The following is a 25,872-nucleotide window of genomic DNA, read 5'->3' on the forward strand; positions in this document are numbered from 1 at the left end:
CGCGCCGCATGCTGATACTGCAGGGCTCAGAGGGAGTTCTCCCACGAGCCCGCTCGCGCCGCATACGATGGAGGGCTGTGCTTGCTGCGATCACCTACCCCGCCGAGCTGCCCGTCTCCCGGCAGCGTGAGGAGATCGCGCGCGCCATCAGCGAGAACCAGGTCGTCATCATCGCCGGCGCGACCGGCTCGGGCAAGACGACCCAGCTGCCGAAGATCTGCCTCGAGCTCGGTCGCGAGTCGATCGGGCACACCCAGCCGAGACGGCTCGCCGCCCGCACGATCGCCGAGCGCATCGCCGAAGAGCTCGGCGAAGAGGTCGGCGGCGTCGTCGGCTACCAGGTGCGGTTCACCGACAAGGCGAGCGCATCGACGCGCATCAAGCTGATGACCGACGGCATCCTGCTGAACGAGATGCACCACGACCGGATGCTGCGCCGGTACGACACGATCATCATCGACGAGGCCCACGAGCGCAGCCTCAACATCGACTTCCTGCTCGGCTACCTCAAGCAGCTCCTGCCGAAGCGCCCCGACCTGAAGGTCATCGTCACGAGCGCGACGATCGACCCCGAGAGCTTCGCGCGGCACTTCGCGACAGTGCCTACCGATGGTGGCGCGGGCAGCCCGGCACCGATCGTCGAGGTGTCGGGGCGAACCTACCCCGTCGAGATCAGGTACCGCCCGCTCGTGGCGGAGGGGGCCGACACCGACGATCCCGACGACGAGGCGTCGCCGGCCTCGGCGGGCAGGGGCGACGACAAGGACTACCTGCAGGGCATCATCGAGGCGCTCGACGAACTCGATCGAGAGTCGCGAGGCGACGTGCTGGTCTTCCTCTCGGGTGAGAACGAGATCCGCGATGCGGAAGAGGCGGTGCGGGGGCACTACGCCGGCCGCGGGGCATCCGTCACCGAGGTGCTGCCGCTCTACGGCCGGCTCTCTTCCGCCGACCAGCACCGCGTGTTCCAGCCGTCGACGGTCGCCGGCGTGCGCCGCCGGGTCGTGCTCGCGACGAACGTCGCCGAGACGAGTCTCACGGTGCCCGGCATCAAATACGTGATCGACGCGGGCACCGCGCGCATCAGCCGGTACTCGGTGCGCTCCAAGGTGCAGCGCCTGCCGATCGAGGCGATCTCGCAGGCGTCGGCGAACCAGCGCTCGGGCCGCTCGGGTCGCACGAGCGATGGCATCGCCATTCGCCTGTACTCCGAAGAGGACTTCGCGCGCCGCCCCGAGTTCACCGAGCCCGAGGTGCTGCGCACCAACCTCGCAGCCGTCATCCTGCAGATGATCTCGCTCGGTCTCGGTGACATCGAGGCGTTCCCGTTCCTCACGCCCCCCGACGCCCGCGGCGTGAAGGACGGTGTCGAGCTGCTGCGCGAACTCGGTGCGGTCGACGCTTCGTCAGGCTCAGGGAGCGGGGGGAAGGGTGGTTCCGGGGCGGAGCCGCGCCTGACGAAGGTCGGCCGCGCCCTCGCGAAACTGCCGATCGACCCGCGCTTCGGGCGCATGGTCGTGGAGTCCAAGCAGCACGACGTGAGCCGCGAGGTGCTCGCGATCGTCGCCGGCCTCACCATCCAAGACCCTCGCGAGCGGCCGCTCGAGCGACGGCAGCAGGCCGACGAGCGTCACGCGCGCTTCGCCGACCCCACGAGCGACTTCATCACCCTGCTGAACCTCTGGAACCACCTCGAGACGCAGCAGCGCGAACTCGGTTCGAGTGCGTTCCGCCGTATGTGCCGCGACGAGTTCCTGAACTACCTGCGCGTGCGCGAGTGGAACGACGTCTATCGGCAGCTCCGCCAACTGGCCAAGCCGCTCGGGTTGACGGTGCAAGGCGGTGGCTCCGGTGACGGCCCCGCGCCCGACGCCGACCGCATCCACAAGTCGCTCCTCGCCGGACTGCTCAGCCACATCGGCCTGAAGGATGCCCCGGCGAGCACGCAGCCGTCGACCACACGCGGCGGCGCGGCATCCGGCGGCCGCAAGCCCAAGGGCGAATACCTCGGCGCCAGGCAGTCGCGCTTCCTGATCTTCCCCGGTTCGACGCTCGCGAAGAAGCAGCCCGACGCGATCATGAGCGCCGAGCTCGTCGAGACGAGCCGGCTCTTCGCTCGCATGAATGCCGCGATCGACCCGGCGTGGGCCGAGCCGCTCGCCGGATCGCTCGTCAAGCGCAGCCACAGCGAGCCCCATTGGGAGAAGCGGCAGGGCGCCGCCGTCGCCTACGAGAAGGTGACCCTCTACGGCGTGCCGATCGTCGCGCGCCGGCGCATCCAGCTCGCGCGCATCGACCAGTCGTACGCCCGGGAGCTCTTCATCCGGCACGCGCTCGTCGAGGGCGATTGGCCGAACGACATCCGCCGCGACCGGCTCTTCGACTTCGACCGCGCGAACCGCAAGCTGCGCGCCGAGCTCGAGGCCGTCGAGGAGCGCAGTCGTCGCCGCGACATCCTCTTCGATGACGAGGCCGTCTTCGACTTCTACGCGTCGCGCATTCCCGCCGACGTCACCTCGACGCGGCTCTTCGAGACCTGGTGGCGCGGGGCGAAGCAGGAGTCGCCCGCCCTGCTCACGATGACCGCCGACGCACTCGCCCCCGACGACGCGCCGGTCATCGACGAAGACGCCTTCCCGCCGAACTGGCGCCAGGACGACCAGACACTCGCGCTGCGCTATCGCTTCGAGCCGGGCGCGGCCGACGACGGCGTGACCGTGCAGGTGCCGCTCGTGCTGCTCGCGCGGCTTCGCCCAGAGGGGTTCGACCGGCAGGTGCCAGGACTGCGCACCGATCTCGTGACGGCGATGATCAAGGCGCTGCCCAAGGTGATCCGCCGAAACGTCGTGCCCGCCGGCGACTGGGCGGCGAAGATCGTCGACGAACTGGGCGAGACCGATGCCCCGGCCGGCATGTCATTCGCCGACGAGGTCGCCGCGGCGATCAAGCGACTCACCCACACCCCGGTGACGGGCGCGGATTTCGCGATGGACCGGGTGCCGCCGCACCTCGTGATGTCGTTCCGCGTGGTCGACGGGCGCGGCAAGCAGCTCGCCGTCGGCAAGGACCTGCGGGCGCTGCAGTCGCAATTGTCGGAGCGCGCTCGCGACGCGGTCGCCGACACGTTCGCTCGGCCGGCCGGCGGCGAGCGCGGGCATCGCGGGCCACGAGCCGTCGAGGGTCCCGGCGGCGTCACTCCCGGCACTATCGCCGCGGCCGGCGAGGCACCGGGCGCGGGCATCGAGCGCACCGGCCTGACCAGCTGGGACTTCGCGGAACTGCCGCGGTTCGTCGACACCACCGTCGGCGGTAATCGCGTTCGCGCGTACCCCGCGCTCATCGACGACGGCGCAAGCGTCAGCATCCGGCTGCTCGCCACGCCAGAGGAGCAGGCGCGGGCGATGCCCGGCGGCATCCGTCGGTTGCTGATGCTCGCGACGCCGTCACCGGTGAACTACGTGCAGCAGCACTTGACCGGCACCGAGAAGCTCGTGCTCGCCACGAGTCCGTACGCGAGCACGACCGCGCTCTTCGCCGACTGCCTCATCGCGTGCGTCAACGACGTGCTCTACCGGGTGAAAGACGACGGCATGCTCTTCACGAAGGTCGAGTTCGACACGGTGCGCGACCGCGTCTCGGGCGTCGTGATGGACACCATGTTCGAGACCGTCGGCCTCGTCGCCCGCACACTGACGGCGCTGCGCGCCGCCGAGAAAGCCGTGAAGTCGGCCACGAGCATGGCGCTGCTGCCCGCCCTGAGCGACGCGAAGGAGCAGCTCGCCGGCCTCGTGTTCCCGGGCTTCGTCGCGCGCACCGGACTCGAACGCCTGCGGCACGTGCCGCGCTACCTCGAGGGCGTCACCGTGCGCGTCGGCAAGCTCGCCGACAATCCCGGTCGCGACCGGGTGTGGATGAACGAGGTGCAGACGGCCCTTGCTCGACTCAACGACGCCGGCGGCACGATTCCCCTCGCGACGGATGCCCCGGCGAACGTGGTGCGGGCGCGCTGGCTCATCGAGGAGCTGCGCATCAGCCTCTTCGCGCAGGAGCTGCGGGCCGCCGAGAGCGTGTCACTGCAGCGCATCGCGAAGCTGCTCGCGTAGCCCGCCGGTCGACGAGCGCTGGACTCGTCGACCGACGGCGCCCCGCTACAGCACCTTCGAGAGGAACGCCTTCGTGCGCTCGTGCTGCGGGTTCGCGAGCACCTCGCCCGGGTCCCCCGTCTCGACGACCACTCCGCCGTCCATGAAGACGAGCGTGTCGGCGACCTCTCGAGCGAAGCCCATCTCGTGCGTCACGACGATCATCGTCATGCCGCTCTTCGCGAGCCCCTTCATGACGTCGAGCACCTCGCCGACGAGCTCGGGGTCGAGCGCCGAGGTGGGCTCGTCGAAGAGCATGAGCTTCGGGTCCATGGCGAGCGCTCGCGCGATCGCGACCCGCTGCTGCTGCCCTCCGGAGAGGTGGGCCGGGTAGTAGTCGGCGCGCTCGGCGAGGCCGACCCGTGCGAGCAGCTCGTGCGCGCGAGCCCTGGCCTTCGACTTCGAGACGCCCTTGACCTGGGTCGGCGCCTCCATGACGTTCTCGAGCGCCGTCATGTGCGGGAACAGGTTGAAGCGCTGGAACACCATACCGATGTCGCGGCGCTGCTTCGCGGCATCCTTCGGGTGCATCTCGTGCAGCCGGTCGCCGACCTCGCGGTACCCGACGAGGGAGCCGTCGACCGAGAGCCGACCCGACGAGACCTGCTCGAGGTGGTTGATGCAGCGAAGGAACGTGGACTTGCCCGACCCCGAGGGGCCGACGAGGCAGAGCACCTCGCCGCGCTTCACCTCGAGCGAGATGTCTTTCAGCACCTCGTTGGAGCCGAAGCTCTTCGACACATGCTCGGCGAGCACCATCGGCGTCGGGGTCTGCGCAGCCGCCGCGCCCGCACCAGCGGACGCCGTCGTCTGTTCGCTCATCGGGCGTCTCCTCCGTGCTTTGCAGCGATCGAGGCCTCGGCGATGCCGGCGTCGACGGCGCCCATCGCGCCGGTGACCGGGCCGGGGCCGGTATCGGGCCGCGCGCCGACACCGCGCGCGAAGCGCTTCTCGAGGAAGTACTGCCCGACCATGAGCACCGAGGTGATCGCGAGATACCAGATCGAGGCGACGATCAGGAGCGGGACCGGCGCGAAGATCGCGGCCGAGATGTCGCGCGTGCGGGTGTAGAGCTCGAGCGTGAACGGCACCGCGGTGACGAGCGAGGTCGTCTTCAGCATCGAGATGACCTCGTTGCCGGTCGGCGGGATGATCACCCGCATCGCCTGCGGCAGCACGACACGGCGCATCGTCGTGCCCCAGCCCATGCCGAGCGCGGTCGCCGCCTCGCTCTGGCCGGGGTCGACCGAGAGCAGGCCGGCGCGCACGATCTCGGCCATGTACGCCGATTCGTTGAGCGCGAGGCCGATGACGGCGAGCCAGAAGGTGTTCAGCAGAGCCGTGGTCGGGTATGAGACCCACGGCTCCATGAACGGCACGCCGAGGTCGATCGACGTGTAGATGGTCGACAGCAGCCCCCAGAACACGAGCTGCACGTAGACCGGGGTGCCGCGGAAGATCCACAGCCAGACCCAGGCCACGGTTTTCAGCACCGGGTTCGGCGACTGCCGCATGACCGCCAGGATGACTCCGAGCACGACGCCGATGACCATGGAGAGCACGGTGAGCAGCAGGGTGAACCCCGCCGCCTGCGAGACGCGCTGGTCGAAGACGTACTTGCCGACGGTCGGCCAGTCGAAGGCCTCGCGTTGTGCGGCATCGATGACGAAGACGGCGACGACGGCGAGCAGCAGCACGGCGACGACGATGCGCCACGGATGCCGCAACCGCACGACCTTCGTCGGAACCGGGGCGGCACCGGGGCCGCCCGCCGGCGCGGGCCTCGTCGCCCGGCCGGAGGACGCGTCGCTCATCAGGTGCCCGCGTTGATCTCGATCGTGTCGACGGCGCCCGACTCGACGCCCCACTCGGCGAGGATGTCGCCGTAGGTGCCGTCGTCGATGAGCGACTGCATGGCCGCCTGGACGGCCGCGGCGAGCTCGGAGCCCTTCGCCACCGGGAAGCCGTACGGCGCGGAGTCGAACACGTCGCCGGCCGCCTCGAGCTTGCCGTCGGTCTGCGCGATCGCGTAACCGGTGACCGGGGAGTCGGCGCTCATGGCGTCGGCCTGCCCGAGCACCACCGCGTTCGCCGCGGCATCCTGCGTGTCGAACGGCGTGATCTCGATCGCGGGCTTGCCCGCGTCGGTGCACGCCTGGCTCTTCGCGGGCAGTTCGTCGGTGTGCTCGTAGGTCGTGGCCTGCACGGCGACCTTCAGCCCGCACGCGTCGTCGGGGTCGACGGTCGCGCCGGCGGGTGCCGCCCAGAGGATGCCGGCTTCGTAGTAGTCGACGAAGTCGACCTGCTGCTGGCGTTCGGCGTTGTCGGTGAAGCTCGACATGCCCATGTCCATCGTGCCGCCAGTGATCGACGGGATGATCTTGTCGAAGCTCGCGATCTCGTACTCGACCTCGAGGCCGAGCTTGGCGCCGAGGGCGTCGACGAGGTCGACATCCCACCCGATCGGGTTGCCGGCGTCGTCTTTGTACTCGTTCGGCGGGTAGGCGGCGTCGGTGCCGACCACGAGCGTGCCGGATTCGGCGATCTCGGCGGGCAGCAGGGCCGCAGCGGCCTCGTCGACCGCGATCGTGGGGGCCGAGGAGTCGGTGTTCGGCTCGTCGCCACCGGTGGTGTTGTCGACACAGCCGGTGAGGAGGAAGATCGCCGCGGCGGCCGCGGCGGGAATGAACAGGCGTCGGGAGTGCATGTGAGAACCTCTGTCGTTGCGATGGTGATCGACGACGAAGACTCGGGCTCCGGCGCCGTTACACAGAGAGCTTATGTCACCGGCGGCGCGCTGGATCCGGCGCCGAGATCACGATCGGTGCCTCGATAGAGTGATTGCACCGTGGGAAGCTACTCCGATCTGCTCAGAACCTCGGGCGTCGCTCGCATCATCGCCGCCCAGCTGACCGCGCGCTTCCCGTCGGGCATGCTCTCGCTCGCCTTCCTGCTGCACGTCGAGCAGCAGACCGGTTCGTACGGCGCCGCGGGGCTCGTGCTCGCCGCGACGTCGATCGGGCAGGCGGTCGCCGGCCCGATGACGAGCCGGCTGATGGGCCGATTCGGCATGCGTCGCGTGCTCATCACCACGCTCGTCATCTGCGTCGCGGCGGTCATCACGATCGGTGTGGTGCCGTTGACGGTTCCCCTCTACATGACGGTCGGCCTCGTCGCCGGACTCGCCAACCCACCGGTGCAGCCGGCGGTGCGCACGATCTATCCGAAAATGGTGAACTCCCGCCAGCTCACGCCGCTCTTCTCGCTCGACGCCTCGGCGCAAGAGATCATCTGGGTGGTCGGGCCCGTGGTCACGACGTTCGTCGCGGTGCAGATCGGCACGGTCTGGGCCATCCTGCTCGCCGCAGTGCTGATGGTCGGCGGCGGCATCTGGTTCATCTCCTCGCCCGAACTCGGTCGAGTGCGCATCCCGCGCTCGAAACGACGCTTCGGCGTGGTGCTCGGGCGCCCACCGGTGCTGCTCGCGACGGTCGTCGGCTTCCTGCTCATCGGCGCGTGCGCGGCGATCGAGGCCGGCGTCGTCGCCGTGTTCGGCCACGACGGCGCCGAAGCGGGCATCGTGCTCGCCATCTTCGCGGCGGGTTCGCTCGCGGGCGGCCTCTTCCTCGGGCACGTGCCGATCGGCCCCTGGTCGACCGCGCGACGCATGTTCATCGTGTTCGCGGGCACGGCCCTCGCCGCCGGCCTCATGGACTTCTGGTGGCTCTCGGCCACCCTCTTCATCGCCGGCATCGGCATCGCCCCGGCGCTCGCCGTGCTCTTCGCGATCGTGTCGGCGAGCGTGAAGTTCTCCGACACGGCAGAGGCGTACGGATGGGTCGGCACCGGGCAGCTCATCGGCGCGGCACTCGGATCGGCGCTCGCCGGCTTCCTGATCGACAGCTCGGGCCCGCAGGGCGCGTTCTGGGCCGCCGCCGGGCTCGCGCTGCTCGGCTTCATCGTGCCCGTGCTCGCGCGGCGATGGCATCCCGACCTTCGGGGTCGCGACGCGAGCCCCATTCCCGACACCGAACCCGTGCCGATGCAGCCGAGCTGACCGGGGAACCGTACATGTCGCACCAGTCGCCCGCCGCCCCGCACCTGCCACTCGCCGATGGCTCGTTCATCCCGCAGCTCGGGTACGGCCTCTACAAGGTGCCGACGACGGACGCCGCGAGGCTCAGCCTCGACGCGATCGCCGCCGGGTACCGGCACCTCGACACAGCTGCCTTCTACGGCAACGAGCGCGAGGTCGGCGAGGCCGTGCGAGCCTCGAGCCTGCCCCGCGACGAGCTCTTCGTGACGAGCAAGGTCTGGAAGGACGACAACGGCTTCGACTCAGCGCTGCGGGCGTTCGACGAGTCGATGCGCCTGCTCGCCCTCGACCGACTCGACCTGTACCTGATCCACTGGCCGGTGCCGTCGACCGATCGCTACGTCGACACCTGGCGGGCGCTCGTTCGCCTGCGCGACGAGGGTCGGGTGCGCTCCGTCGGCGTCTCCAACTTCCACGCCCACCACATCGAGCGGCTGATCGACGAGACCGGCGAGGCACCCGTCGTCAACCAGGTGGAGCTGCACCCGTGGCTGCCGCAGACGGCGCTTCGCGAGTTCCACGCGGCACGAGGCATCCGAACCGAGGCTTGGTCGCCGCTCGCGCGCGGCCGGGTGCTCGGCACGCCGCTGCTCGACGACCTGGCAGCGAAGCACCGGCGCACGCCGGCGCAGATCGTGCTGCGCTGGCACGTGCAACTCGGCAACGTCGTGATTCCGAAGGCGTCATCGGCCGAGCGCATCCGCCAGAACCTCGACGTCTTCGGCTTCGAGCTCGACGCCGACGACCTCGCCGCCATCGCGACCCTCGAGACCGGGGAACGCACGGGGCGCGATCCCGACGACGACTGAGTCGGGCATCGAACCGAGCCGCCCCGGACTGCGCTGAACGGACCGAGCCTCGGGAACGTTGTGGGCGTTCGGAGACTCACAGCCAAGCGCAATCCGATCGTGATCCGACTCCCAGCCGGGTACCAGACATCGGGTTCCGCCTGCGGAATACAGTGAGCGCATGAGACGACGCATCGCACCGGCGGCAGCAGCAGCGGCCGCGATCACCGCCCTTCTGCTCGCGGGATGCACGGCCGGAAACGGCGCCTCGTCGAGCGAGCCCGGCATGGCGACCCGCGAGGTCGCGCCCGAGGCGCCGCAGTCGGCCGAGGGCGGCGACGCCGCCGCCGAAGGCACCCCGTTCGCGGCCGACGCCGACTCGGAACGAAGCGTCATCACCACCGGCTGGATCTCGGTCACGGTCGACGACCCCATCGAGAGCGCCGAGGCGGCGGCCGACATCGCCGAACAGTCGGGCGGACGCATCGACAGCCGCAACGAGACCCCGGCGACCGACACCCAGCCGCCGAGTGCGTCGCTCACGATGCGGATTCCCGCCGACGAGCTCGACGCGGTCATCGACGAGCTTCGCGAACTCGGCACCGTGAACTCGGTGTCGATGAACGCCTCCGACGTCACGCAGCAGCGCCAAGACCTCGACGCCCGCATCGCGGCGCTCACGGCGTCGGTCGATCGCCTGCGCGAGCTGCTCGCCACCGCGACCTCGATCGCCGACCTCATCGCGATCGAGTCCGAGCTCACCACGCGGCAGGCCGAACTCGACAGCCTCACCCAGCAGCGCGACCAGCTCGTCGACCAGGTCGACCTCTCGACGATCACGCTCGACCTCGTCACCGAGGAGGTCGCACCCGACGCCGCGCCAGACGACTTCTGGAGCGGACTCCTCGCCGGCTGGGGAGCGCTCGCCGCCTTCGCCGGCTGGCTCGGCGTGGCGTTCGGCGTGATGCTGCCGTGGTTGCTGTCGGCGCTCGTGATCGCCGCGATCGTCGTGGCGGTCGTCGTCGGCTCGTCGCGCACGCGTCGAGCGAGGCGCACGGATGCCGCGGCATCCGCGCCGCCGGCTGCGCAGTACGGCAACGCCGCGACCCCTTCGTCGCCCCCGCCCGGAGGCACCCCCGAGGCGTAGTCTGGCGGCGTGAGTACGCCACAGCCGCCGACACCCGAGACCCTGCTGGACGACGAACTGCTCGAGCGCATCCGCGAGCGGGCGGCCGGCTACGACCGCGACAACGCGTTCTTCGACGAGGACCTCGCCGAACTGCGAGAGGCCGGCTACCTGACGGCGCTCGTGCCGGCCGAACTCGGCGGCCTCGGCTGGAGCCTCACCGATGCCGTGCAGGGCCAGATGCGTCTCGCGAGCGCGGCTCCGGCGACCGCGCTGGCCGTCAACATGCACCTCGTCTGGACCGGCGTCGCGAAGGTGCTCCGCGACCGCGGCGACGACTCGCTCGACTTCGTGCTGCGCGAGGCAGGCGCGGGCGAGATCTTCGGCTTCGGCATCAGCGAGGCCGGCAACGACCTCATGCTGTTCGGCTCGCGCACGAACGCCGAGCCGCAGCCGGGCGGCGGCTACCGCTACACGGGGCGCAAGATCTTCACGTCGCTCTCGCCCGCGTGGACCAGGCTCGGCACGATGGGGCTCGACACCACGTCGGAGGACGCACCGAAGATCGTCTACGGCTTCATCGACCGCGACGACCCCGACGTTCGCACGCTCGACGACTGGGACACGATGGGCATGCGGGCGAGCCAGAGCCGCACGACCGTGCTCGACGGCGCCTTCGCCGCCGACGACCGCATCGTGCGCCGGCTCGACCCCGGGCCGAACGCCGACCCGCTCATCTTCGGCATCTTCGCGAACTTCGAGCTGCTGCTCGCATCGGTCTACGCCGGCATCGGCGACCGTGCGCTGCAGCTGGCGGTCGCCGCGGCGCACCGTCGCACCTCGATGAAGCGCGATGGCGCACCGCTCTCGCAAGACCCCGACATCCGCTGGCGCATCGCCGATGCCGCGCTCGCCCAAGAGGCGATCGAACCGCAGTTGCTCGCGATCGCCCGCGACCTCGACGGGCTCGTCGACCACGGCGCGTTCTGGTTCGCGAAGCTCGTCGGCGTCAAGGTGCGCGCCACCGAGACCGCCAAGCACGTCGTCGACCAGGCCGTGCGGGTGTCAGGCGGCTCGACCTACTTCGCGGGCTCCGAGCTCGGCCGCCTCTACCGCGACGTGCTCGCGGGCATCTTCCACCCATCAGACGACGAGTCGGCCCACGCGACCGTCGCCAACGCGTGGCTCGGCCCGATCGAGTCGTGAGCCCGGGCCGCTCGCCGGCCGAACGGTAGACTCGACCGGGCGGCGCGGACCGCCACCGGAACACTGGAGGTCGTTGTGAACGTCGTCGCTTTCCTCATCTCGCTGGGGCTCTTCGTCTTCGGCATGTGGCTCATGGGCACCGCGCCCGAACTGACCGAGTTCCAGGCCCCGATCTTCTTCGGCGGCATCATGAGCGTCGCGCTCTCGCTCGGCATCCCGTTCCACGTGCTCGGCCGCAGCGACGGCGTCTGAGCCGTATGACGCTGCCCTCGCACGACACCGTCGTCACCTACCCCGACGGCGCCCTCGACGCCACGACCGTGGTGCTGCACACGGCGCCGGCCGGTGAATCGCTCCTCGCGATCGTCACCGAGCAGTCGAGCTTCCACCCGGTCGACGCCGTGTGGCCCGACCAGCCGGCCGACGCAGGCGTCATCGAGACCGCGCACGGCGTCGTGCCGATCGTCGACGCCGTGCTGGCCGCGACCGACGGCACCGAGCTGCTGCTCGGTGGCGACATCCCCGTTCGCAAGGGCACCGAGGGCTGGGCGTTCCTCGTCGCACACCTCGTCGCCGGCGATGCCGCGATCGCCGAGGGCGACGAGGTGACGGTGCGAGCGGATGCCGCGGCTCGACGCGCCCTCTCGATCGGCCACACCGCGTGCCATGCAGCGTCGTTGGCGCTGAACGCCGCACTCGCCGGGCACTGGTCGAAGCCCGCCCGCGAAGACGCGCTCGGCGCTCCCGACTTCGACGGCATCGCGATCGCCTCCAGCCGCATCGCACCCGACTCCTCGGTCGATGTGTACCGGCTGAACAAGTCACTGCGCCGCGCCGGGTTCGACACCGCTGCGGTAAGCGCCGACGTGCTCGGCGAGCTCGCGGCATCCGTCACCGCCACGATCACCGACTGGGCGACGGCGGGCACGACGGTGCACATCGATCGCGACGGCACCGGGCTCACCGACCGCCGGTACTGGGTGGCCGAGCTGCCCGGCGGCACGGCGCGCATCCCCTGCGGCGGCACGCACGTCGGCTCGCTCGCCGAGCTCGGCGCCGTGCGGGTCGAGTTCGAGGCGGGCGAAGACGGCGGAACCCCCGTACTGACCATGCGCACGCGCGTCGAACCACACCGCTGAGCGCGCCGGGCCGGCACACCCCCGCGCGGGGTTACGATGGCGACGTGGGAATTCGCATCGAGAAGGTCGATCTGCCAGGCATCGGCATTCGGCACGACCTCGTCACCGAGAGCGGGCGCCGCATCAGCGTCGTGTCGCATCGGGACGGCGAGCGCGACCTGGGCCTCTTCGACCAGGACGACCCCGATGCCTGCCGCGACTCGATTCCGCTGAACGACGACGAGGCCGCTGCACTCGCCGACGTGCTCGGCGCCTCGGTCATGCTCAGCCGGCTCACGAGCCTGAGCGACGAGACCGCCGGACTCTACACCGAGCAGATCGCGCTGCCGACGGACTCGCCGTACCTGAACCGCACTCTCGGGGCGACGAAGGCCCGCACCCGCACGCACGCCTCGATCGTCGCCATCGTTCGCGATGGCGCCATCATCCCCTCCCCCACGCCGGCAGAGACGCTGCGCGCGGGTGACGTCATCGTCGTCGTCGGCACACGTGAAGGACTCGACGGAGTAGCCCGCCTGCTCGCCAACGGCCCCGACTGAGGCCGCGCGAATGCACGAGACCACGCTGCTCCTCATCGAAGTCGGCGCGCTGCTTCTCGGAATGAGCCTGCTCGGGCGCCTCGCGCTCGTCATCGGCATCTCGCCGATCCCGTTCTACCTCGTGCTCGGCCTCGCGTTCGGTGAGGGCGGCCTGATCGCGCTCGATGCCAGCGAGGAGTTCTTCGAGACGGGCGCCGAGATCGGCGTGATCCTGCTGCTCGCGCTGCTCGGCCTCGAGTACACGGCCGCCGAGCTCTTCGCGAGCCTCAAATCCTCTCGCACGGCCGGGCTCGTCGACGCCGCCCTGAACGCGCTGCCGGGTGCCGCGCTCGCGCTGCTGCTCGGTTGGGGGCCGGTCGCCGCCGTCGCGCTCGCGGGCGTCACGTGGGTCTCCTCCTCGGGTGTGATCGCGAAGCTGCTCCGCGACCTCGGCCGGCTCTCGAACCGCGAGACGCCGTCGATCCTCGCGCTCCTCGTGATGGAAGACCTCGCGATGGCCTTCTACCTGCCCGTGCTCTCGGCGCTCGTCGTGGGCGTGAGCCTGTGGCAGGGCGCCGTGGCCGTGGCGATCGCCGTGGGCGTCGTCTCGGTGATCCTCTACATCGCGCTACGCCACGGTCACATCGTGTCGCGTCTCTTCCCAGCCGAGCACCCCGAGCCGCTGCTGCTCGGGGTGCTCGGCCTCACGATGCTCGTCGCCGGCATCGCAGCCGAGGTGAGCGTGTCGGCCGCGGTCGGCGCCTTCCTCGTGGGCATCGCGCTGTCAGGCCGCGTGGCGGTGAACGCGAGCCAGGTGCTCACTCCCCTGCGCGACCTCTTCGCCGCGATCTTCTTCGTGTTCTTCGGCCTCACGACCGACTCGTCGGCCCTGGTGTCGATGCTGCCCGCCGCCCTCGCACTCGCCCTCGTGACGATCATCACGAAGCTCATCACGGGCGCTTACGCTGCGCGCCGCGCCGGCGTCGGCACCCTCGGCCAGTGGCGCGCCGGGTTCACCCTCGCTCCCCGCGGGGAGTTCTCGATCGTCATCGCCGGGCTCGCGGTCGGGGCGGGAGTCGCGCCGCAGCTCGCGCCGCTCGCCACGGCCTACGTGCTCATCACGATCATCGCGGGCACCTTCCTCGCGCGTCTGCCCGAGGCGGCCTGGTTCCGAGCGGCCGTGCGCAGACGGCGTACGGCGGCCACGGTCGCCTGAGGCGGCCGGTGGCCGGTCGAGATCAGTCGCGCGGGAGATCGGCGGCTGCCGCGGCATCCGCTCGATCGGCGGCGCCGAGGTCGGCCACCGCGCTGAGCTCGGCATCTTCGGCATCGGCCGCCGCGAGGAGCTCGCGCACCCGCGGCACGACCTCGGTCGCGTAGAGCTCGATGCTGCGCATCATGACCTCGTGCGGCAGCCCGCCGTTCGAATACTTGAGATCGAAGCGCGTGGCCCCGATGGCCCGCATCGCTGCGGCGATCTTCGTCGCGACGTTCTCGGGCGAACCCGCATAGAGCGCACCGTTCGGTCCGGCCTCGTCTTCGAAATGCTCACGGCTCACCGGACCCCAGCCGCGTTCTCGACCGATGCGGCCGATGATGATCTCGTAGTGCGGCCAGAGCGTGTCGAGCGCCTCGGCGTCGGTCTCGGCGATGAAGCCGGGCGAGTGCACCGCGATCGGCTGCAGCGGGTTGCCGAACTGCTCGAGCGCACGGCGGTACAGATCGGCGAGCGGCGCGAAGCGGGCCGGACTGCCGCCGATGATGGCGAGCACGAGCGGCAGGCCGTAGTGCGCAGCGCGCACCACGGATTCGGGGCTGCCGCCCACACCGATCCACGTCTTCAGCCGGCCGTGCTCGACGGGCGGGAACACGCTCTGCTCGGTCAGCGGCGGGCGCAGCTTGCCCGCCCAGGTCACCGGCTGCTGCGGGAGCAACCCGGCGAAGAGGGCGAGCTTCTCCTCGAAGAGCTCCTGATACTGGTTCAGCTCGAAGCCGAAGAGCGGGAACGACTCGGTGAAGGAGCCCCGACCGAGGATCACTTCGGCACGCCCGTTCGAGAGGCCGTCGAGCGTCGCGAAGCGCTGGAACACCCGCACGGGGTCGTCGGAGCTCAGCACCGTCACGGCCGAACCGAGGTGGATGCGCTCGGTGCGGCCGGCGATGGCCGCGAGCACGACCTCGGGCGCCGACACGGCGAAGTCAGCACGGTGATGCTCGCCGACGCCGAAGAAATCGAGGCCGAGGCGATCGGCGAGCACGGCCTCCTCGACGACGTTGCGCAGCACCTGGGCGTGCGGCAGTGGGCCGCCGTCGGGTCCGACCGTCACGTCGCCGAAGGTGTCGAGTCCGAATTCGTAGCGCTCAGGCATCCTGATTCCTCTCCGCGTTTCCATGCGTGTGCATGCACAAGGCGGAACCCTCGTGAGGTCGAGACTATTCCCCCGGCGTCGCACGGTCACGGCCGGGAATGCCCGCTTCGCGGTACGCGTTCCGGTTCTCTGACGACGCATTGATCGAGTGCGCCGAGGCGGATGCGCAGATGAATGGGAGAATCGAAGCGTGACGGAACGACCGGTCATCGGAATCTACGGAGCGGGCAAGGTGGGCACCGCCCTCGCCCGGCTGCTCGTGGCATCCGGGCATCGCGTGCTGATCGCGGGCTCCCCCCGCCAGACCGCGCTCGACCTGCTCGTCCGCGTCGTCGCCCCTGGCGCCGAGGTCACCTCGCCCGAGGCGCTCGCCGGCACAGCCGACGTCATCATCGTTGCGGTGCCGTTCGGCAAGGCCGGCACCGTGCCGTGGCACGCGTTCGACGACCGCATCGTGGTCGACGCCACGAACTACTGGCCACCCGTCGACGGCAACATCGCCGAGATCGACGACGACCCGCGCACCACGAGCGAGATCAACGCCGCCCGCAACCCGCACGCACGCGTCGTCAAGTCCCTCAACCACCTCGGCTACCACGAGATGGAAGACGACAGCATGGCCGCAGGCTCGCCGTTGCGTCGCGCGCTCGCCGTCGTGGGCGACGACCTCGACGCCCGCGCCGTGGTCGCCGAGATCATCGACGACCTCGGCTTCGACCCCGTCGACGGCGGCGACCTCCGCCACGGCGTCACGCTCGAGCCCGGCCACCCGGCGTTCGGTCGCGAACTCTCCGCGGGCGAGCTCGCCGCACTCATGACGCCGGCCGCCAACCTCGCCGCCTGAGCAACCGCATCGCGCCGACGGGTTCATCCGCCGGCGCGGACTTCCAGACGTGTTTCCGACTGAGACGGGTGACCCACTAGGGTGAGTCCACCCGTATCCGAAGGAGCCCGATGTTGCGTGCCGCCAGACTCGGACCCGTCGCCGCGATCGTCGGGTTCCTCGCGTTCGTCGAGTTCACGAGCGGCATCCTGCAGGGCTACTACACACCGCTGCTGACCGACATCGCCCGCCACCTCGGCATCCACGACGCCGACGTCAACTGGCTCGAGGGCTCGCAGCTCATGCTCTCGGCGCTCGTCGTGCCCGCCTTCGCGAAGCTCGGCGACATGGTCGGCCACAAGCGCATGCTCGTATGGTCGACGGCGGTCACGGCCGTGGCCTCCGTCGCCCTCGCCTTCACCGACCAGTTCTGGGTGTTCCTCGTGGCGTGGGCACTGCAGGGCTTCTACGTCGTCTGGCTTCCGCTCGAGATCGCGCTCATCTGGTCGCGCAGCCGCTCGGCCGACCGCCCGGCGGCGATGACCCGCAAGGCCGCCGGCCTGCTCGTCGCCGCCCTCGAGCTCGGCGCGATCGCCGGCGCACTCTCGGCCGGCGCACTCGCCGAGGCGCTGCCGATGCAGCTCCTCCTGCTCGTGCCGGCCATCGCCGTGGTGGCGTGCTTCTTCGTGATCCTCTTCGGCGTGAAGGAGTCGCCCGACCTCACCGGCGGCACGCTCGACACGGGCGGCCTGATCCTCATCTCGCTCGCCCTCCTCTCACTCACGGGCGGCCTCAGCTTCATGCGGCTGAACGGCCCTGCCGACGTGCTCTCCTGGGCACTCGTGGTGCTCGGCGTGCTGCTCGTCATCCCCTTCTCGCGCTACGAGCTGCGCCACCCCGACCCGCTCATCGACGTGCGCATGTTCCGGCAGCCGACGCTCTGGCCGGTCTTCCTCACGGCCGGCCTCTTCGGGGTGAGCGTGCTCGGTGCCCAGGCCCCGCTGTCGACGTTCGCCAGAACGGATGCCTCGGTCTACGGCTTCGGCCTCAGCGCGACGACCGGGCAGACCTCGATCCTCGTCGGCGCCTACGTGCTCTCGCTCGTCGTCGGCGCGATGCTGTTCCCGCTCGCCACCCGCTGGGTGACGCCGCGGGTCGCACTCATCGGTGCGAGCTCGCTCGTCGCACTCGGCTACCTCCTCTTCCTCCCCTTCCACGACGGCTACGTGCAGGTGCTCGCGAACATGGTGATCGCCGGCATCGGCTCGGGCGCCCTCGTGGCGGCGCTGCCGGCCGCAGCCGCGGCGGCGGCCCCGCCCACGCAGACGGGTGTCGCAACGGGCCTCACGAACTCGGTGAAGACCGTCGGCGGCGCGATCGCCTCGTGCGTCTTCGGCATCGCATTGCTCGGCGCCGCCGGCGAGGCGGCGACCGGCACGGCCGGCGCCTTCGGCGGCTACGTCACCGTCTGGCTCGTCTGCGGCCTCACCGCGGCCGTCGCGGCCGTGCTGCTCGCCTTCGTGCCGCGGCTCGCGTTCTCGGATGCCCCTGTCGCCGAGGCATCCGCCGCCGTACGCTGATCTTCCGAGTCGCAGAGCGCAGACGGGAGCGACGATGTCGGATGCCGCGGGGCTGATCACGACCCTCGAGTCGCTCGCGAGCGACGCCGAGCGCGAGAAGTACACGAGGTACTTCGCGCCGGATGCCGATGCACCGTTCATCGGCGTTCGCATGGGCGCCGTCTTCGAACTCGCGAAGGCCGCCATCGACCTGCCGACCACCGAGCTCGAACGGCTGCTCGAGCAGCCCACGCACGAGGTTCGCGCCCTCGCCTGCAGCATCATGGGCAAGTCCGCCGCGCGGCCCAAGACCTCGGAGGGCAGGCGTACCGAACTCTACGAGCTCTACCTGCGCCGGCACGATCGCATCGACCAGTGGGACCTCGTCGACCTCGCCGCGCGCGACGTGGTCGGCGTCTACCTGCTCGATCGCGCTCCGCTCTCGCGGCTCGCGGCATCCGGCTTCTGGCCTGAGCGGCGCACCGCCCTCGTGGCGACCTTCGCCTTCCTCCGCCGAGGCGAGCTCGACGACGCCTACGGCCTCGCCGAAACACTCGCCGATGACCCCGAACCGTTGGTGCAGAAGGCGCTCGGCTGGGTGCTCCGCGCCGCCGGCGACATCGACCGCGATCGGCTGACCGCCTTCGTGGAGGCTCACGCGGCGACGATGCCGCGAGTCGCGCTGCGCGCCGCGATCGAGCACTACGACAAGCCCGGGCGGGCGAGGATCCTCGCAATCCGCTGAGTGCGCGCTCACCGTACGCAGCGGCGGGCCAGGCGGCTCAGGCGGGCCGGGCGGCTCAGCCCGCTGCCGCCTGCTCTCCGCTGAGCGCGCTGCGCTTGCGGCGACGCGACCCGAGGTCGGCCACACTGATCGCGAAGGCGAGTGCCACGAGCACCGCGACGGCGAGCATGGCGATGCCGTACGCGTGGTGGTAGACCGTGAGGTCGGGCTTGCCGTCGGACTCGCGGAAGATCGTCGAGTAGAAGAGCGAGAGCGTGACCGCCGTGCCGATCGCAGTGCCGATGCGCTGGCCGAGCTGGCCGACCGAGCCGGCGAGTCCGCCCTGCTTCACGGGGATGTCCATGAGGGTGAGGGTCTGGTTCGGCGAGACGACGAGCCCGCCGCCCGCCCCGCCGATCACCATGGCGCCCGCCATCGCCCACGGCGTGACCTCGGGCGCGGTGATGATGGCGAACAGCACGAGCAGGCCGATGCCGATGAGCAGCAGCACGAGCCCCCAGACGACGAGCGGGCGACCGATGCGGTTCACGAGCGTGCCACCGACCCATGAGCCGACGGCGCTCATGAGCGCGAAGCCGATGCCGACCATGCCGGCGAAGACGGCCTCGAGCCCCAGCCCGTGCTGCAGGTAGAGGGTCGTGAGCAGGAACATCGACGGCATCGCCGCGAAGTACACGCTCGCGAGCGCGGTGCCGTTGCGGAACGAGCTCACGCCGAACAGCCCGAGCGGAACGAGCGGGTGCTTGCCGGATGCCGCGTACCGCCGCTCCCACGCGATGAACGCGGTGATCGCCAGCACGAACACGACGAGCACCCACCAGCGCGCAGGGTTGTCGGTCGGCGCACCGGTCGTGAAGAGGAACGGCCACATGAGCGAGATCACGGTGAGACCGAAGAGGGCGAGCCCGACCGGGTCGAGCGACAGGGGCTTCGTCGACGGATGCCGCGTCTCGGGCAGCAGCCAGATCGCGAGCGCGATCGCGGCGAGCGCGAGCGGTACGTTCATCCAGAAGATGCCGCGCCAGCCGTCGGCCGGCCCGCCGATGGCGATCATGAGTCCGCCGAGCGTCGGGCCGAAGGCGGTCGCGAGACCGATCGTGGCGCCGAACAGGCCGAACGCCTTGCCACGCTCCTTGCCCGTGAAGAGCTCTTGGATGATGCCGAGCACTTGCGGCATCTGGATGCCGGCCGCCACGCCCTGCAGCAGCCGCGCGATGAGCAGCACCGTGACGTTCGGCGCGAGCGCCGCGGCGAGGCTGGTCAAGGTGAAGAGGCTGAGGCCGACGATGAACAGCGTCTTGCGCGAGCGCTGGTCGCCGATGCGGCCGGCCGGCACGAGCGTCAGGCCGAAGGTGAGCACGTACCCGGCGACGATCAGCTGCAGCTCGGTCGACCCGGCGCCGAACGCGTCTTCGATGGCGGGCAGGCCCACGTTGACCTTCGACAGGTCGAGGATCGTGAGCGCCGCCACGGCCACGCACACCCAGTAGGCGCGCCATCGGTGGCCTTCGGGCAGCGTGATCGACCGGGTCTCAGGCGCTTGCGACATCCGTTCCACCATACGCCCGGCCGAGTGGGCCGCCTGCGCACGCCGCGGCATCCTAGCCCGATGCCTCGGCGAGGTGAACGGGTGGCGGCGGCGCTCGAGGCGTCGTAGCGTCGGCGTGAGGAGGTGCTCTCATGCCCGACGTGACGATCTTCGCTCCCTCTCCGCTGTTGACGGTGACCGTCGAGGGAGATTCCAGCGGCACCGATCTGCACCTGCACGCCGGCGGCCAGGGCGTCTGGCAGTCGCGGATGCTGCAGACCCTCGGCTGCGACGTCACGATCTGCTCGGTGCTGACCGGGGAGTCCGGGCGGGTGGTGCGGCATCTGCTCGAAGACGACGGGGTCACCGTGCACGCCGTGCAGCGCGAGGGGCGCGGTGCCGCGTACGTGCACGACCGCCGCAGCGGCGAGCGGGTCGAGATCGTCGAGTTGCCTGGCGACCCGCTCTCACGACACGAGCTCGACGAGTTGTACACCATCACCGTTCGCGAGGCGATGACCGCCGATGTCGTGCTGCTCAGTGGACCCGTGGGCGAGTCGGTGCTGCCCGACGACGTCTACCGCCGCCTGGCCGCCGATCTGACGGCGGCCGGCCGCACCGTCATCGTCGATCTCGCGGGCGGGCGGCTGGCCGCTGCGCTCGAGGGCGGGGTTCGGCTCGCGAAGGTGAGCGAGAGCGAGCTCGAGCCGTCGGATGCCGCGCGCGAGCGCTCGGCCGACGAGCTGATCGCCGCCGCGACCCGACTCAGGGACCGCGGTGCCCGGAGCGTGGTCGTGACCCGCGCCGGGCATCCCTCACTGCTCGTCGACGGTGACGTCGTCTCGACGGTTCGGGGGCCCGTCATGGAGGAGGTCGATGCGAGCGGGGCCGGCGACTCGTTCACCGCCGCCCTCGCAGCTGCGCTCGCCGATGGAGAGGCCCTGCACGACGCCGTCGCGCTCGCGGCCGCCGCCGGAGCGCTCAACGTCACGCGTCACGGCCTCGGCACCGGCGATTCCGAGGCCATTCGGCGACTGCGCTCGCAGGTCGAGATCACTCGGGTCGGCGGCGAGCACGGCGCGCAGCTCTCGCCCGACGATCTCGCCGCTCGATTGGAGGTCGACGAGCGATGACCACCGTACTCGTCACGAACGACGACGGCATCGACTCCCCGGGCCTGCACTCGCTGGCCGCCGCCGCGATCGCCGAGGGCTTCACCGTCGTGGTCGCCGCACCGGCGAGCCAGTCGAGCGGCAGCAGCGCCTCGATCACCGGGGCCGAGGCCGACGGTCGCATCCACATGGAGACTCGGGAGATCGCCGGATTCGAGATCCCGTGCTTCGCGGTGCGCGCGGCTCCTGCACTGATCGCCCTCATCGCCTCGCACGGCGCCTTCGGCGACGCACCCGAACTCGTGCTCTCAGGTGTCAACCGCGGTGCGAACATCGGGCGGGCGATCCTGCATTCCGGCACGGTCGGCGCGGCGCTCACCGCCGGCGCGAATGGAGCCCGGGGACTCGCCGTCTCGCTCGACGTCGGCATGGACCCCGACGTCTGCCATTGGGACGCCGCGTCGAGCGCCGCCCGAAAGCTGCTGCACGCCCTCCTCGACGCTCCGCTCGGAACCGTGCTCAACCTGAACGTGCCCAACAACGCCGATGCCGGCGGCCGGCGCCCGCAATCGGCGACGCTCGCCCCCTTCGGCATCGTGCAGACGACGGCCGCCGAGCACGGCGAGGGAGAAGTGCGACTCACGGTCGCCGACCTCGCCGGCACGCAAGACCCGCACAGCGATGCGGCCCTGCTCTCTGCGGGGCATCCGACCCTCACCTCGATCACCGGCATCGGCGAGACGCACCTGCCGGAGTGGTGACGCGAGGCCTCGCCCGGAGACGACGACACCCCTGCCGGTTCGACCGGCAGGGGTGTCGTTTCGAGTGGTGGACCCAGGGGGATTCGAACCCCCGACCTTCTCATTGCGAACGAGACGCGCTACCAACTGCGCCATGGGCCCGAGCGAGAAAGAGCCTATCATCTCGCGCGCGGCCGTTCAGACCATCGCAGCCTCAGCCGGCCTGCCGCCGACGCCGCAGGACGGCATCGAGATCGGCGAAGCCGGGGTCGGCGTCATCGATGATTCCCATGCTGGCATACGCGCTCGGACCGGACTCGCGCCGCTCATCGGGGCGTCCGAGACCCGCGGATGTCGCGGCCGGCGCCTTGGGCCTGACAACCGGCACCTCGGGCTCGAGTTCAGCAGCCCGCCGCGCGATGTCCTCCCCCGCCTCGACTCGCTTGAGCTGGGCGGCGGCCTCGATCGACGCCATCGCGGTCGCAGCGATCGTGCCACGCGACAGGTGCAGCGGCTTCGGCAGCGGCTGCGGCGTCCAGCTGTCGTCGACGGCATCGGGCTCTGCGAACTCGAACGGCTCGAACGGCTCGGCTTCGACGACGCTCGTCGGAAGCACCGAAGCGGCCGGCATCGGTCGGACGCGCGCGAGGCGCGACAGCGTCCCGAGGGCGAGCACGACGCCGGCAGCGCCGACGGCGGGCACGATGAGGGTCGCACCGAACGCCGCGGCGACGGCGCCCGCCATGACCGTGAGCAACGAGACCAGCAGCACGAGCGAGCACAGCGCGCGCCGTCGACGACGCGCCCGGCGAGCGGCAGCGGTCGACGCGGGTCGGCGCTGCGCGACCGGAGCTTGCGATGCCGCCGTACCGACGATCGACGGCACGATCTCGATCGGTGCGGTCGCGGCGAGGTTGGCGGCCAGCGCTTCGGCGGCACGTTCGCGCGCGGCATCCGCTGCACCCTCGGCGACGCGCCGTTCGGCGAGCGCCTGCTGCTCGGCCGCCTCGGCTGCGAACCGCGCCGTCGCCTCGCGCTCGTGGAGGATCCGCTGCTGGTTCGCGACCTCGCGGGCGGTCGCCTCGACGCGAACGGCCTCGGGCGTCTCAGCGGTCTCGGCGAGGATGCGGAGGGTCTGCTGGAGGCGCACGGCGTTGCGCTCGGTCGCGAGGTACTGCCGCCGCCGCAGCCAGCTCGGCAGCAGGTAGGCGACCCACAGCGCGGCCGCCACAGCCACGAGCAGTCCCCCACCGATCACGTCCATGGGACAACGCTAGGTCACTGCATGCCATTGCCCCTACTCGACGCCCGCGTGTTCACCGATCGGGGAGCGGCAGGGGGTGGGCGGATGCCGCACGGTCCTCGGCAGAGACCCTCGCGACGCCCTCGGGCACGCGGCCCTCGCGCCAGCGGCGGAGCACCCCCCGCGGCACCTCTTCAGAGACGAGCGCGAAGGCGAAGTGGTCGCTCCACTCGCCGTTGATGTGGATGAAGCGCCGGCGGAACCCCTCGTAGCGGAAGCCGAGCTTCTCGACCACCCGCAGCGACGGGGCGTTCTCGGGGCGGATGCAGATCTCCATGCGGTGCAGCCGCAGCACACCGAAGCAGTAGTCGGTGGCCAGCGCGACGGCCGTCGGGGTGATGCCGCGACCCGCGACGTCTTGGGCCACCCAGTAGCCGATGGTCGCCGAGGAGAGCGAGCCGAAGGTGATCGAAGAGACGTTCAGCTGTCCGACGAGTTCGCCATCGACCTCGATGATGAACGGCAGCGCGTGCCCGGTGCGGGTGTGCGCGAGCAGATTCCGGATGCTGGACCGCGTGTCGATGACGGAGCCGCCGCCGGGATACGTGGCCTCCCACTGCCGCAGCCATCCACGGTTGGCGAGCAGCACCCGCTCGAGGGGTTTCGCGTCGCGCACGCGGATCGGTCGCAGCGTGACGTCGCCGTCGCGCAGGGTGGGTACGGCGGCTGCGGACATGCTCAGACTGTATCGAGTCCTGCGGCGTACTCGACCAGCCACGGGCGCAGCTCTGGACCGAGATCGGCGCGATCGGCGGCGAGCTGGATGACCGCCTTGATGTAGTCGAGCTTGTCGCCCGTGTCGTACCGGCGTCCGCGGAAGATGACCCCGAAGACCCCGCCGGTGCCCTCGACGTCGTTCGCCATGGTCATGAGCGCGTCGGTCAGCTGGATCTCGCCGCCCTTGCCCGGTTCGGTGTGCTCGAGGATCTCGAACACCTCGGGCTTCAGCACGTACCGACCGATCACGGCGTAGTTCGAGGGAGCCACCTCTTTGGCAGGCTTCTCGACCATTCCGGTGATGCGCACCACATCGGGCTCGTCGGTCGGCTCGACGGCGGCGGCGCCGTAGAGATGGATCGAGTCGGGGTCGACCTCGAGCAGCGCGACGATCGAGGCATCCCTCGCGACCTGTTCGTCGAGCATGCGCGTGAGCAGGGTGTCGCGAGCATCGATGATGTCGTCGCCGAGCAGCACCGCGAACGGCTCCTGGCCGACGTGCATGCGAGCCCGGAGCACCGCGTGCCCGAGGCCGAGCGGGTCACCCTGCCGCACGTAGTGCATGTCGGCGAGATCGGTGGATTCGTTGACCTTCGCGAGCTTGACGGTGTCGCCCTTCGCCTCGAGGCTCGCTTCGAGCTCCGCGACGCGGTCGAAGTGGTTCTCGAGTGCGTTCTTGTTGCGCCCCGTCACCATGAGCACGTCGGTGAGTCCGGCTTCGACGGCCTCTTCGACCACGTATTGGATGGCCGGCTTGTCGACGACCGGGAGCATCTCCTTCGGCATCGCCTTGGTCGCGGGCAGGAACCGGGTTCCGAGCCCGGCAGCAGGGATGACGGCCTTCGTGATGCGTGAGGTCATGCGATTCAGCGTACCGTTCGCAGCCTCGGGTCGCCCGGGCGACGGGCGATCACGAGGGCAGCAGCTTAGGATGTGTGCCATGCCCGAGGATCCGGTCGCCCAGAAGCGCGTGCTCCGCGCCGAGCTCCGCGAGCGGCGCCAGAACATGCCGGCGCACGAACGGGAGCTCGCGACCGAGGGCTTCACCGCGCGCCTCGAAGAGCTCGTCGGTTCGACCGAGGCGATGTCCTTGTCGTGCTATCTGTCGATGCCGAGCGAGCCCGACACTCGGCCGTTCGTGAACTGGGCCGAGGCCCGCGGCATCCGCGTGCTGTTCCCGGTGACCCGCGAAGACGGACTGCTCGATTGGACCGTGGGCGAAGAGGAGACCGAGCAGCTCGGCCTCTACGGCATGCCCGAGGCGGTCGGCGAACTGCTCGGCCCGATGGCCATCAACGACGTCGATCTCATCGTCGTGCCGGCGGCTGCCGTCGACTCGACCGGCATGCGGCTCGGCTGGGGTCGCGGGTATTTCGACAAGACCCTCGGATCAATGGGAAAATGTCCTCCGGTGTACGCCGTGGTCTTCGACAGCGAGTTCGTCGAGACCGTGCCGCGTGAGGTGCACGACCAGCCTGTGAACGGCGTCGTGACACCCACGCGCATCATCGCGTTCTGACCCGGCCCCGCGCCGGCGCCGCCCGAAACCGGAAGAAGCTCCATGCCCACCTACTCGTACCGTTGCACCGAGTGCGACAACGCCTTCGACATCCACCAGGCGTTCACCGATGACACGCTGAGCGTCTGCGAGGTCTGCGGCGGCAAGCTGCGCAAGCTCTTCAACACCATCGGCGTGACGTTCAACGGCTCGGGGTTCTACCGCACCGACTCGCGCGCCGCCGGCCAGGGCTCGTCGGGTTCGAAGGGTTCGCGGAGCGACGGTTCCTCCTCGGGTTCGTCCAGCTCGGGCTCCTCGGGTTCGTCCGGCTCCGGCTCCTCGGGATCCGGCTCCTCAGGTTCGGGCTCCTCGGGCTCGAGCTCCTCGGGCTCCGGCTCGTCGACCGGCGGGAGCACGTCGGCTAGCGTGGCGTAGGTCGCCGATGGGCGACACGAGTCGAGGA

24 protein-coding genes and 1 tRNA gene are annotated in these 25,872 nt (G+C 70.4%); 16 read left to right on the forward strand and 9 right to left on the reverse strand.

What is annotated here, in order from left to right; genetic code table 11:
- Positions 1 to 77: 77 nt before the first annotated feature.
- Positions 78 to 4,103: an ATP-dependent RNA helicase HrpA gene (gene hrpA / locus H521_RS0117250; RefSeq protein WP_022894267.1), complete on the forward strand. Its 4,026-nt coding sequence runs from the start codon at positions 78 to 80 to the stop codon at positions 4,101 to 4,103.
- A 45-nt stretch (positions 4,104 to 4,148) separates the two neighbouring features.
- On the opposite strand, the gene H521_RS0117255 is transcribed toward hrpA, so the two are convergent.
- Genes H521_RS0117255 through H521_RS0117265 form a run of 3 tightly spaced genes read right to left on the reverse strand, consistent with a single transcriptional unit; the run spans position 4,149 to position 6,849 of the window.
- Positions 4,149 to 4,901, reverse strand: a complete 753-nt coding sequence (locus tag H521_RS0117255; RefSeq protein WP_026482430.1) for an amino acid ABC transporter ATP-binding protein — start codon at positions 4,899 to 4,901, stop codon at positions 4,149 to 4,151.
- 59 nt (positions 4,902 to 4,960) lie between these two features.
- Positions 4,961 to 5,956 (reverse strand): amino acid ABC transporter permease, encoded by a 996-nt coding sequence (locus H521_RS0117260; protein ID WP_022894269.1) that lies wholly within the window; start codon positions 5,954 to 5,956, stop codon positions 4,961 to 4,963.
- Positions 5,956 to 6,849 (reverse strand): ABC transporter substrate-binding protein, encoded by an 894-nt coding sequence (locus H521_RS0117265; RefSeq protein ID WP_022894270.1) that lies wholly within the window; start codon positions 6,847 to 6,849, stop codon positions 5,956 to 5,958. The genes H521_RS0117260 and H521_RS0117265 overlap by 1 nt, the downstream gene beginning before the upstream one ends.
- Before the next feature lie 141 nt (positions 6,850 to 6,990).
- Here H521_RS0117265 and H521_RS0117270 point away from each other — a divergent pair, with 141 nt between their 5' ends.
- The 8 genes from H521_RS0117270 (at position 6,991) to H521_RS0117305 (ending at position 14,231) form a co-directional block, all read left to right on the forward strand.
- The gene (locus H521_RS0117270; protein WP_022894271.1) at positions 6,991 to 8,199 is read left to right on the forward strand and encodes an MFS transporter; all 1,209 of its coding nucleotides are present in this window, start codon (positions 6,991 to 6,993) and stop codon (positions 8,197 to 8,199) included.
- A gap of 14 nt (positions 8,200 to 8,213) precedes the next feature.
- Positions 8,214 to 9,047 carry an aldo/keto reductase gene (locus H521_RS0117275; protein WP_022894272.1) on the forward strand — a complete coding sequence of 278 codons (834 nt, stop codon included), beginning with the start codon at positions 8,214 to 8,216 and terminating at the stop codon, positions 9,045 to 9,047.
- 160 nt (positions 9,048 to 9,207) lie between these two features.
- On the forward strand, positions 9,208 to 10,173 hold the full coding sequence (locus tag H521_RS24080) for a DUF4349 domain-containing protein (RefSeq protein WP_022894273.1): 966 nt from the start codon (positions 9,208 to 9,210) through the stop codon (positions 10,171 to 10,173).
- Between the two features lie 9 nt (positions 10,174 to 10,182).
- Positions 10,183 to 11,358 carry an acyl-CoA dehydrogenase family protein gene (locus H521_RS0117285; RefSeq protein WP_022894274.1) on the forward strand — a complete coding sequence of 392 codons (1,176 nt, stop codon included), beginning with the start codon at positions 10,183 to 10,185 and terminating at the stop codon, positions 11,356 to 11,358.
- Positions 11,359 to 11,433: 75 nt separating this feature from the next.
- Complete coding sequence (locus tag H521_RS25935) at positions 11,434 to 11,610, forward strand: hypothetical protein (protein WP_022894275.1); 177 nt, start codon at positions 11,434 to 11,436, stop codon at positions 11,608 to 11,610.
- Between the two features lie 5 nt (positions 11,611 to 11,615).
- Positions 11,616 to 12,497, forward strand: a complete 882-nt coding sequence (locus H521_RS0117295) for an alanyl-tRNA editing protein (protein ID WP_022894276.1) — start codon at positions 11,616 to 11,618, stop codon at positions 12,495 to 12,497.
- A gap of 44 nt (positions 12,498 to 12,541) precedes the next feature.
- On the forward strand, positions 12,542 to 13,036 hold the full coding sequence (locus H521_RS0117300; protein WP_022894277.1) for a cation:proton antiporter regulatory subunit: 495 nt from the start codon (positions 12,542 to 12,544) through the stop codon (positions 13,034 to 13,036).
- 10 nt (positions 13,037 to 13,046) lie between these two features.
- Positions 13,047 to 14,231: a cation:proton antiporter gene (locus H521_RS0117305; RefSeq protein WP_022894278.1), complete on the forward strand. Its 1,185-nt coding sequence runs from the start codon at positions 13,047 to 13,049 to the stop codon at positions 14,229 to 14,231.
- A gap of 22 nt (positions 14,232 to 14,253) precedes the next feature.
- On the opposite strand, the gene H521_RS24085 is transcribed toward H521_RS0117305, so the two are convergent.
- A complete protein-coding gene (locus H521_RS24085; RefSeq protein WP_022894279.1) occupies positions 14,254 to 15,384 on the reverse strand; it encodes an LLM class flavin-dependent oxidoreductase in 1,131 nt (376 codons plus the stop codon).
- Between the two features lie 190 nt (positions 15,385 to 15,574).
- On the opposite strand from H521_RS24085, the gene H521_RS0117320 reads away from it, so the two are divergent.
- The 3 genes from H521_RS0117320 (at position 15,575) to H521_RS0117330 (ending at position 18,511) form a co-directional block, all read left to right on the forward strand.
- Complete coding sequence (locus H521_RS0117320; protein WP_022894281.1) at positions 15,575 to 16,228, forward strand: NADPH-dependent F420 reductase; 654 nt, start codon at positions 15,575 to 15,577, stop codon at positions 16,226 to 16,228.
- A gap of 110 nt (positions 16,229 to 16,338) precedes the next feature.
- A complete protein-coding gene (locus tag H521_RS0117325; RefSeq protein ID WP_022894282.1) occupies positions 16,339 to 17,787 on the forward strand; it encodes an MFS transporter in 1,449 nt (482 codons plus the stop codon).
- A 34-nt stretch (positions 17,788 to 17,821) separates the two neighbouring features.
- A complete protein-coding gene (locus H521_RS0117330) occupies positions 17,822 to 18,511 on the forward strand; it encodes a DNA alkylation repair protein (RefSeq protein WP_022894283.1) in 690 nt (229 codons plus the stop codon).
- 55 nt (positions 18,512 to 18,566) lie between these two features.
- On the opposite strand, the gene H521_RS0117335 is transcribed toward H521_RS0117330, so the two are convergent.
- Positions 18,567 to 20,060 carry an MFS transporter gene (locus H521_RS0117335; RefSeq protein WP_022894284.1) on the reverse strand — a complete coding sequence of 498 codons (1,494 nt, stop codon included), beginning with the start codon at positions 20,058 to 20,060 and terminating at the stop codon, positions 18,567 to 18,569.
- A 131-nt stretch (positions 20,061 to 20,191) separates the two neighbouring features.
- Here H521_RS0117335 and H521_RS0117340 point away from each other — a divergent pair, with 131 nt between their 5' ends.
- Both H521_RS0117340 and surE read left to right on the forward strand, forming a co-directional pair.
- Positions 20,192 to 21,172, forward strand: a complete 981-nt coding sequence (locus H521_RS0117340) for a PfkB family carbohydrate kinase (RefSeq protein ID WP_022894285.1) — start codon at positions 20,192 to 20,194, stop codon at positions 21,170 to 21,172.
- Positions 21,169 to 21,912 (forward strand): 5'/3'-nucleotidase SurE, encoded by a 744-nt coding sequence (gene surE, locus H521_RS0117345; RefSeq protein ID WP_022894286.1) that lies wholly within the window; start codon positions 21,169 to 21,171, stop codon positions 21,910 to 21,912. Before H521_RS0117340 ends, surE begins: the two co-directional genes overlap by 4 nt.
- Before the next feature lie 65 nt (positions 21,913 to 21,977).
- Here the strand turns inward: surE and H521_RS0117350 are convergent.
- The 4 genes from H521_RS0117350 to galU all read right to left on the reverse strand — a co-directional run bounded on the left by H521_RS0117350 (position 21,978) and on the right by galU (position 24,772).
- Positions 21,978 to 22,053 (reverse strand) — tRNA-Ala (locus tag H521_RS0117350).
- A 52-nt stretch (positions 22,054 to 22,105) separates the two neighbouring features.
- Positions 22,106 to 23,155 carry a hypothetical protein gene (locus H521_RS0117355; RefSeq protein WP_022894287.1) on the reverse strand — a complete coding sequence of 350 codons (1,050 nt, stop codon included), beginning with the start codon at positions 23,153 to 23,155 and terminating at the stop codon, positions 22,106 to 22,108.
- A gap of 52 nt (positions 23,156 to 23,207) precedes the next feature.
- Positions 23,208 to 23,870, reverse strand: coding sequence for a GNAT family N-acetyltransferase (locus tag H521_RS0117360; RefSeq protein ID WP_022894288.1), 663 nt, complete (start codon positions 23,868 to 23,870; stop codon positions 23,208 to 23,210).
- Between the two features lie 2 nt (positions 23,871 to 23,872).
- On the reverse strand, positions 23,873 to 24,772 hold the full coding sequence (gene galU / locus H521_RS0117365) for a UTP--glucose-1-phosphate uridylyltransferase GalU (RefSeq protein ID WP_022894289.1): 900 nt from the start codon (positions 24,770 to 24,772) through the stop codon (positions 23,873 to 23,875).
- 79 nt (positions 24,773 to 24,851) lie between these two features.
- Between galU and H521_RS0117370 the strand changes: the two genes are divergently transcribed.
- Entirely contained in the window at positions 24,852 to 25,430 is a 579-nt protein-coding gene (locus tag H521_RS0117370; protein WP_022894290.1) for a 5-formyltetrahydrofolate cyclo-ligase, read from the forward strand.
- A gap of 42 nt (positions 25,431 to 25,472) precedes the next feature.
- Positions 25,473 to 25,844 (forward strand): FmdB family zinc ribbon protein, encoded by a 372-nt coding sequence (locus tag H521_RS0117375; protein ID WP_022894291.1) that lies wholly within the window; start codon positions 25,473 to 25,475, stop codon positions 25,842 to 25,844.
- The last annotated feature ends 28 nt before the right edge of the window (positions 25,845 to 25,872 follow it).

The sequence above is a fragment of the Agromyces subbeticus DSM 16689 genome (assembly GCF_000421565.1).
Classification (GTDB): Bacteria; Actinomycetota; Actinomycetes; order Actinomycetales; family Microbacteriaceae; genus Agromyces; species Agromyces subbeticus.

Excerpts from the sequence above, each read along its gene's own strand:
- H521_RS0117335 (WP_022894284.1), bottom strand. The coding sequence starts at position 20,060 with ATGTCGCAAGCGCCTGAGACCCGGTCGATCACGCTGCCCGAAGGCCAC.
- H521_RS0117325 (WP_022894282.1), top strand. The coding sequence starts at position 16,339 with ATGTTGCGTGCCGCCAGACTCGGACCCGTCGCCGCGATCGTCGGGTTC.
- H521_RS0117305 (WP_022894278.1), top strand. The coding sequence starts at position 13,047 with ATGCACGAGACCACGCTGCTCCTCATCGAAGTCGGCGCGCTGCTTCTC.
- H521_RS0117260 (WP_022894269.1), bottom strand. The coding sequence starts at position 5,956 with ATGAGCGACGCGTCCTCCGGCCGGGCGACGAGGCCCGCGCCGGCGGGC.
- H521_RS0117340 (WP_022894285.1), top strand. The coding sequence starts at position 20,192 with ATGCCCGACGTGACGATCTTCGCTCCCTCTCCGCTGTTGACGGTGACC.
- H521_RS24085 (WP_022894279.1), bottom strand. The coding sequence starts at position 15,384 with ATGCCTGAGCGCTACGAATTCGGACTCGACACCTTCGGCGACGTGACG.
- H521_RS0117265 (WP_022894270.1), bottom strand. The coding sequence starts at position 6,849 with ATGCACTCCCGACGCCTGTTCATTCCCGCCGCGGCCGCCGCGGCGATC.
- H521_RS0117255 (WP_026482430.1), bottom strand. The coding sequence starts at position 4,901 with ATGGTGCTCGCCGAGCATGTGTCGAAGAGCTTCGGCTCCAACGAGGTG.
- H521_RS0117355 (WP_022894287.1), bottom strand. The coding sequence starts at position 23,155 with ATGGACGTGATCGGTGGGGGACTGCTCGTGGCTGTGGCGGCCGCGCTG.
- galU (WP_022894289.1), bottom strand. The coding sequence starts at position 24,772 with ATGACCTCACGCATCACGAAGGCCGTCATCCCTGCTGCCGGGCTCGGA.
- H521_RS0117375 (WP_022894291.1), top strand. The coding sequence starts at position 25,473 with ATGCCCACCTACTCGTACCGTTGCACCGAGTGCGACAACGCCTTCGAC.
- H521_RS0117360 (WP_022894288.1), bottom strand. The coding sequence starts at position 23,870 with ATGTCCGCAGCCGCCGTACCCACCCTGCGCGACGGCGACGTCACGCTG.
- surE (WP_022894286.1), top strand. The coding sequence starts at position 21,169 with ATGACCACCGTACTCGTCACGAACGACGACGGCATCGACTCCCCGGGC.
- H521_RS24080 (WP_022894273.1), top strand. The coding sequence starts at position 9,208 with ATGAGACGACGCATCGCACCGGCGGCAGCAGCAGCGGCCGCGATCACC.
- H521_RS0117330 (WP_022894283.1), top strand. The coding sequence starts at position 17,822 with ATGTCGGATGCCGCGGGGCTGATCACGACCCTCGAGTCGCTCGCGAGC.
- H521_RS0117370 (WP_022894290.1), top strand. The coding sequence starts at position 24,852 with ATGCCCGAGGATCCGGTCGCCCAGAAGCGCGTGCTCCGCGCCGAGCTC.
- H521_RS0117295 (WP_022894276.1), top strand. The coding sequence starts at position 11,616 with ATGACGCTGCCCTCGCACGACACCGTCGTCACCTACCCCGACGGCGCC.
- H521_RS0117275 (WP_022894272.1), top strand. The coding sequence starts at position 8,214 with ATGTCGCACCAGTCGCCCGCCGCCCCGCACCTGCCACTCGCCGATGGC.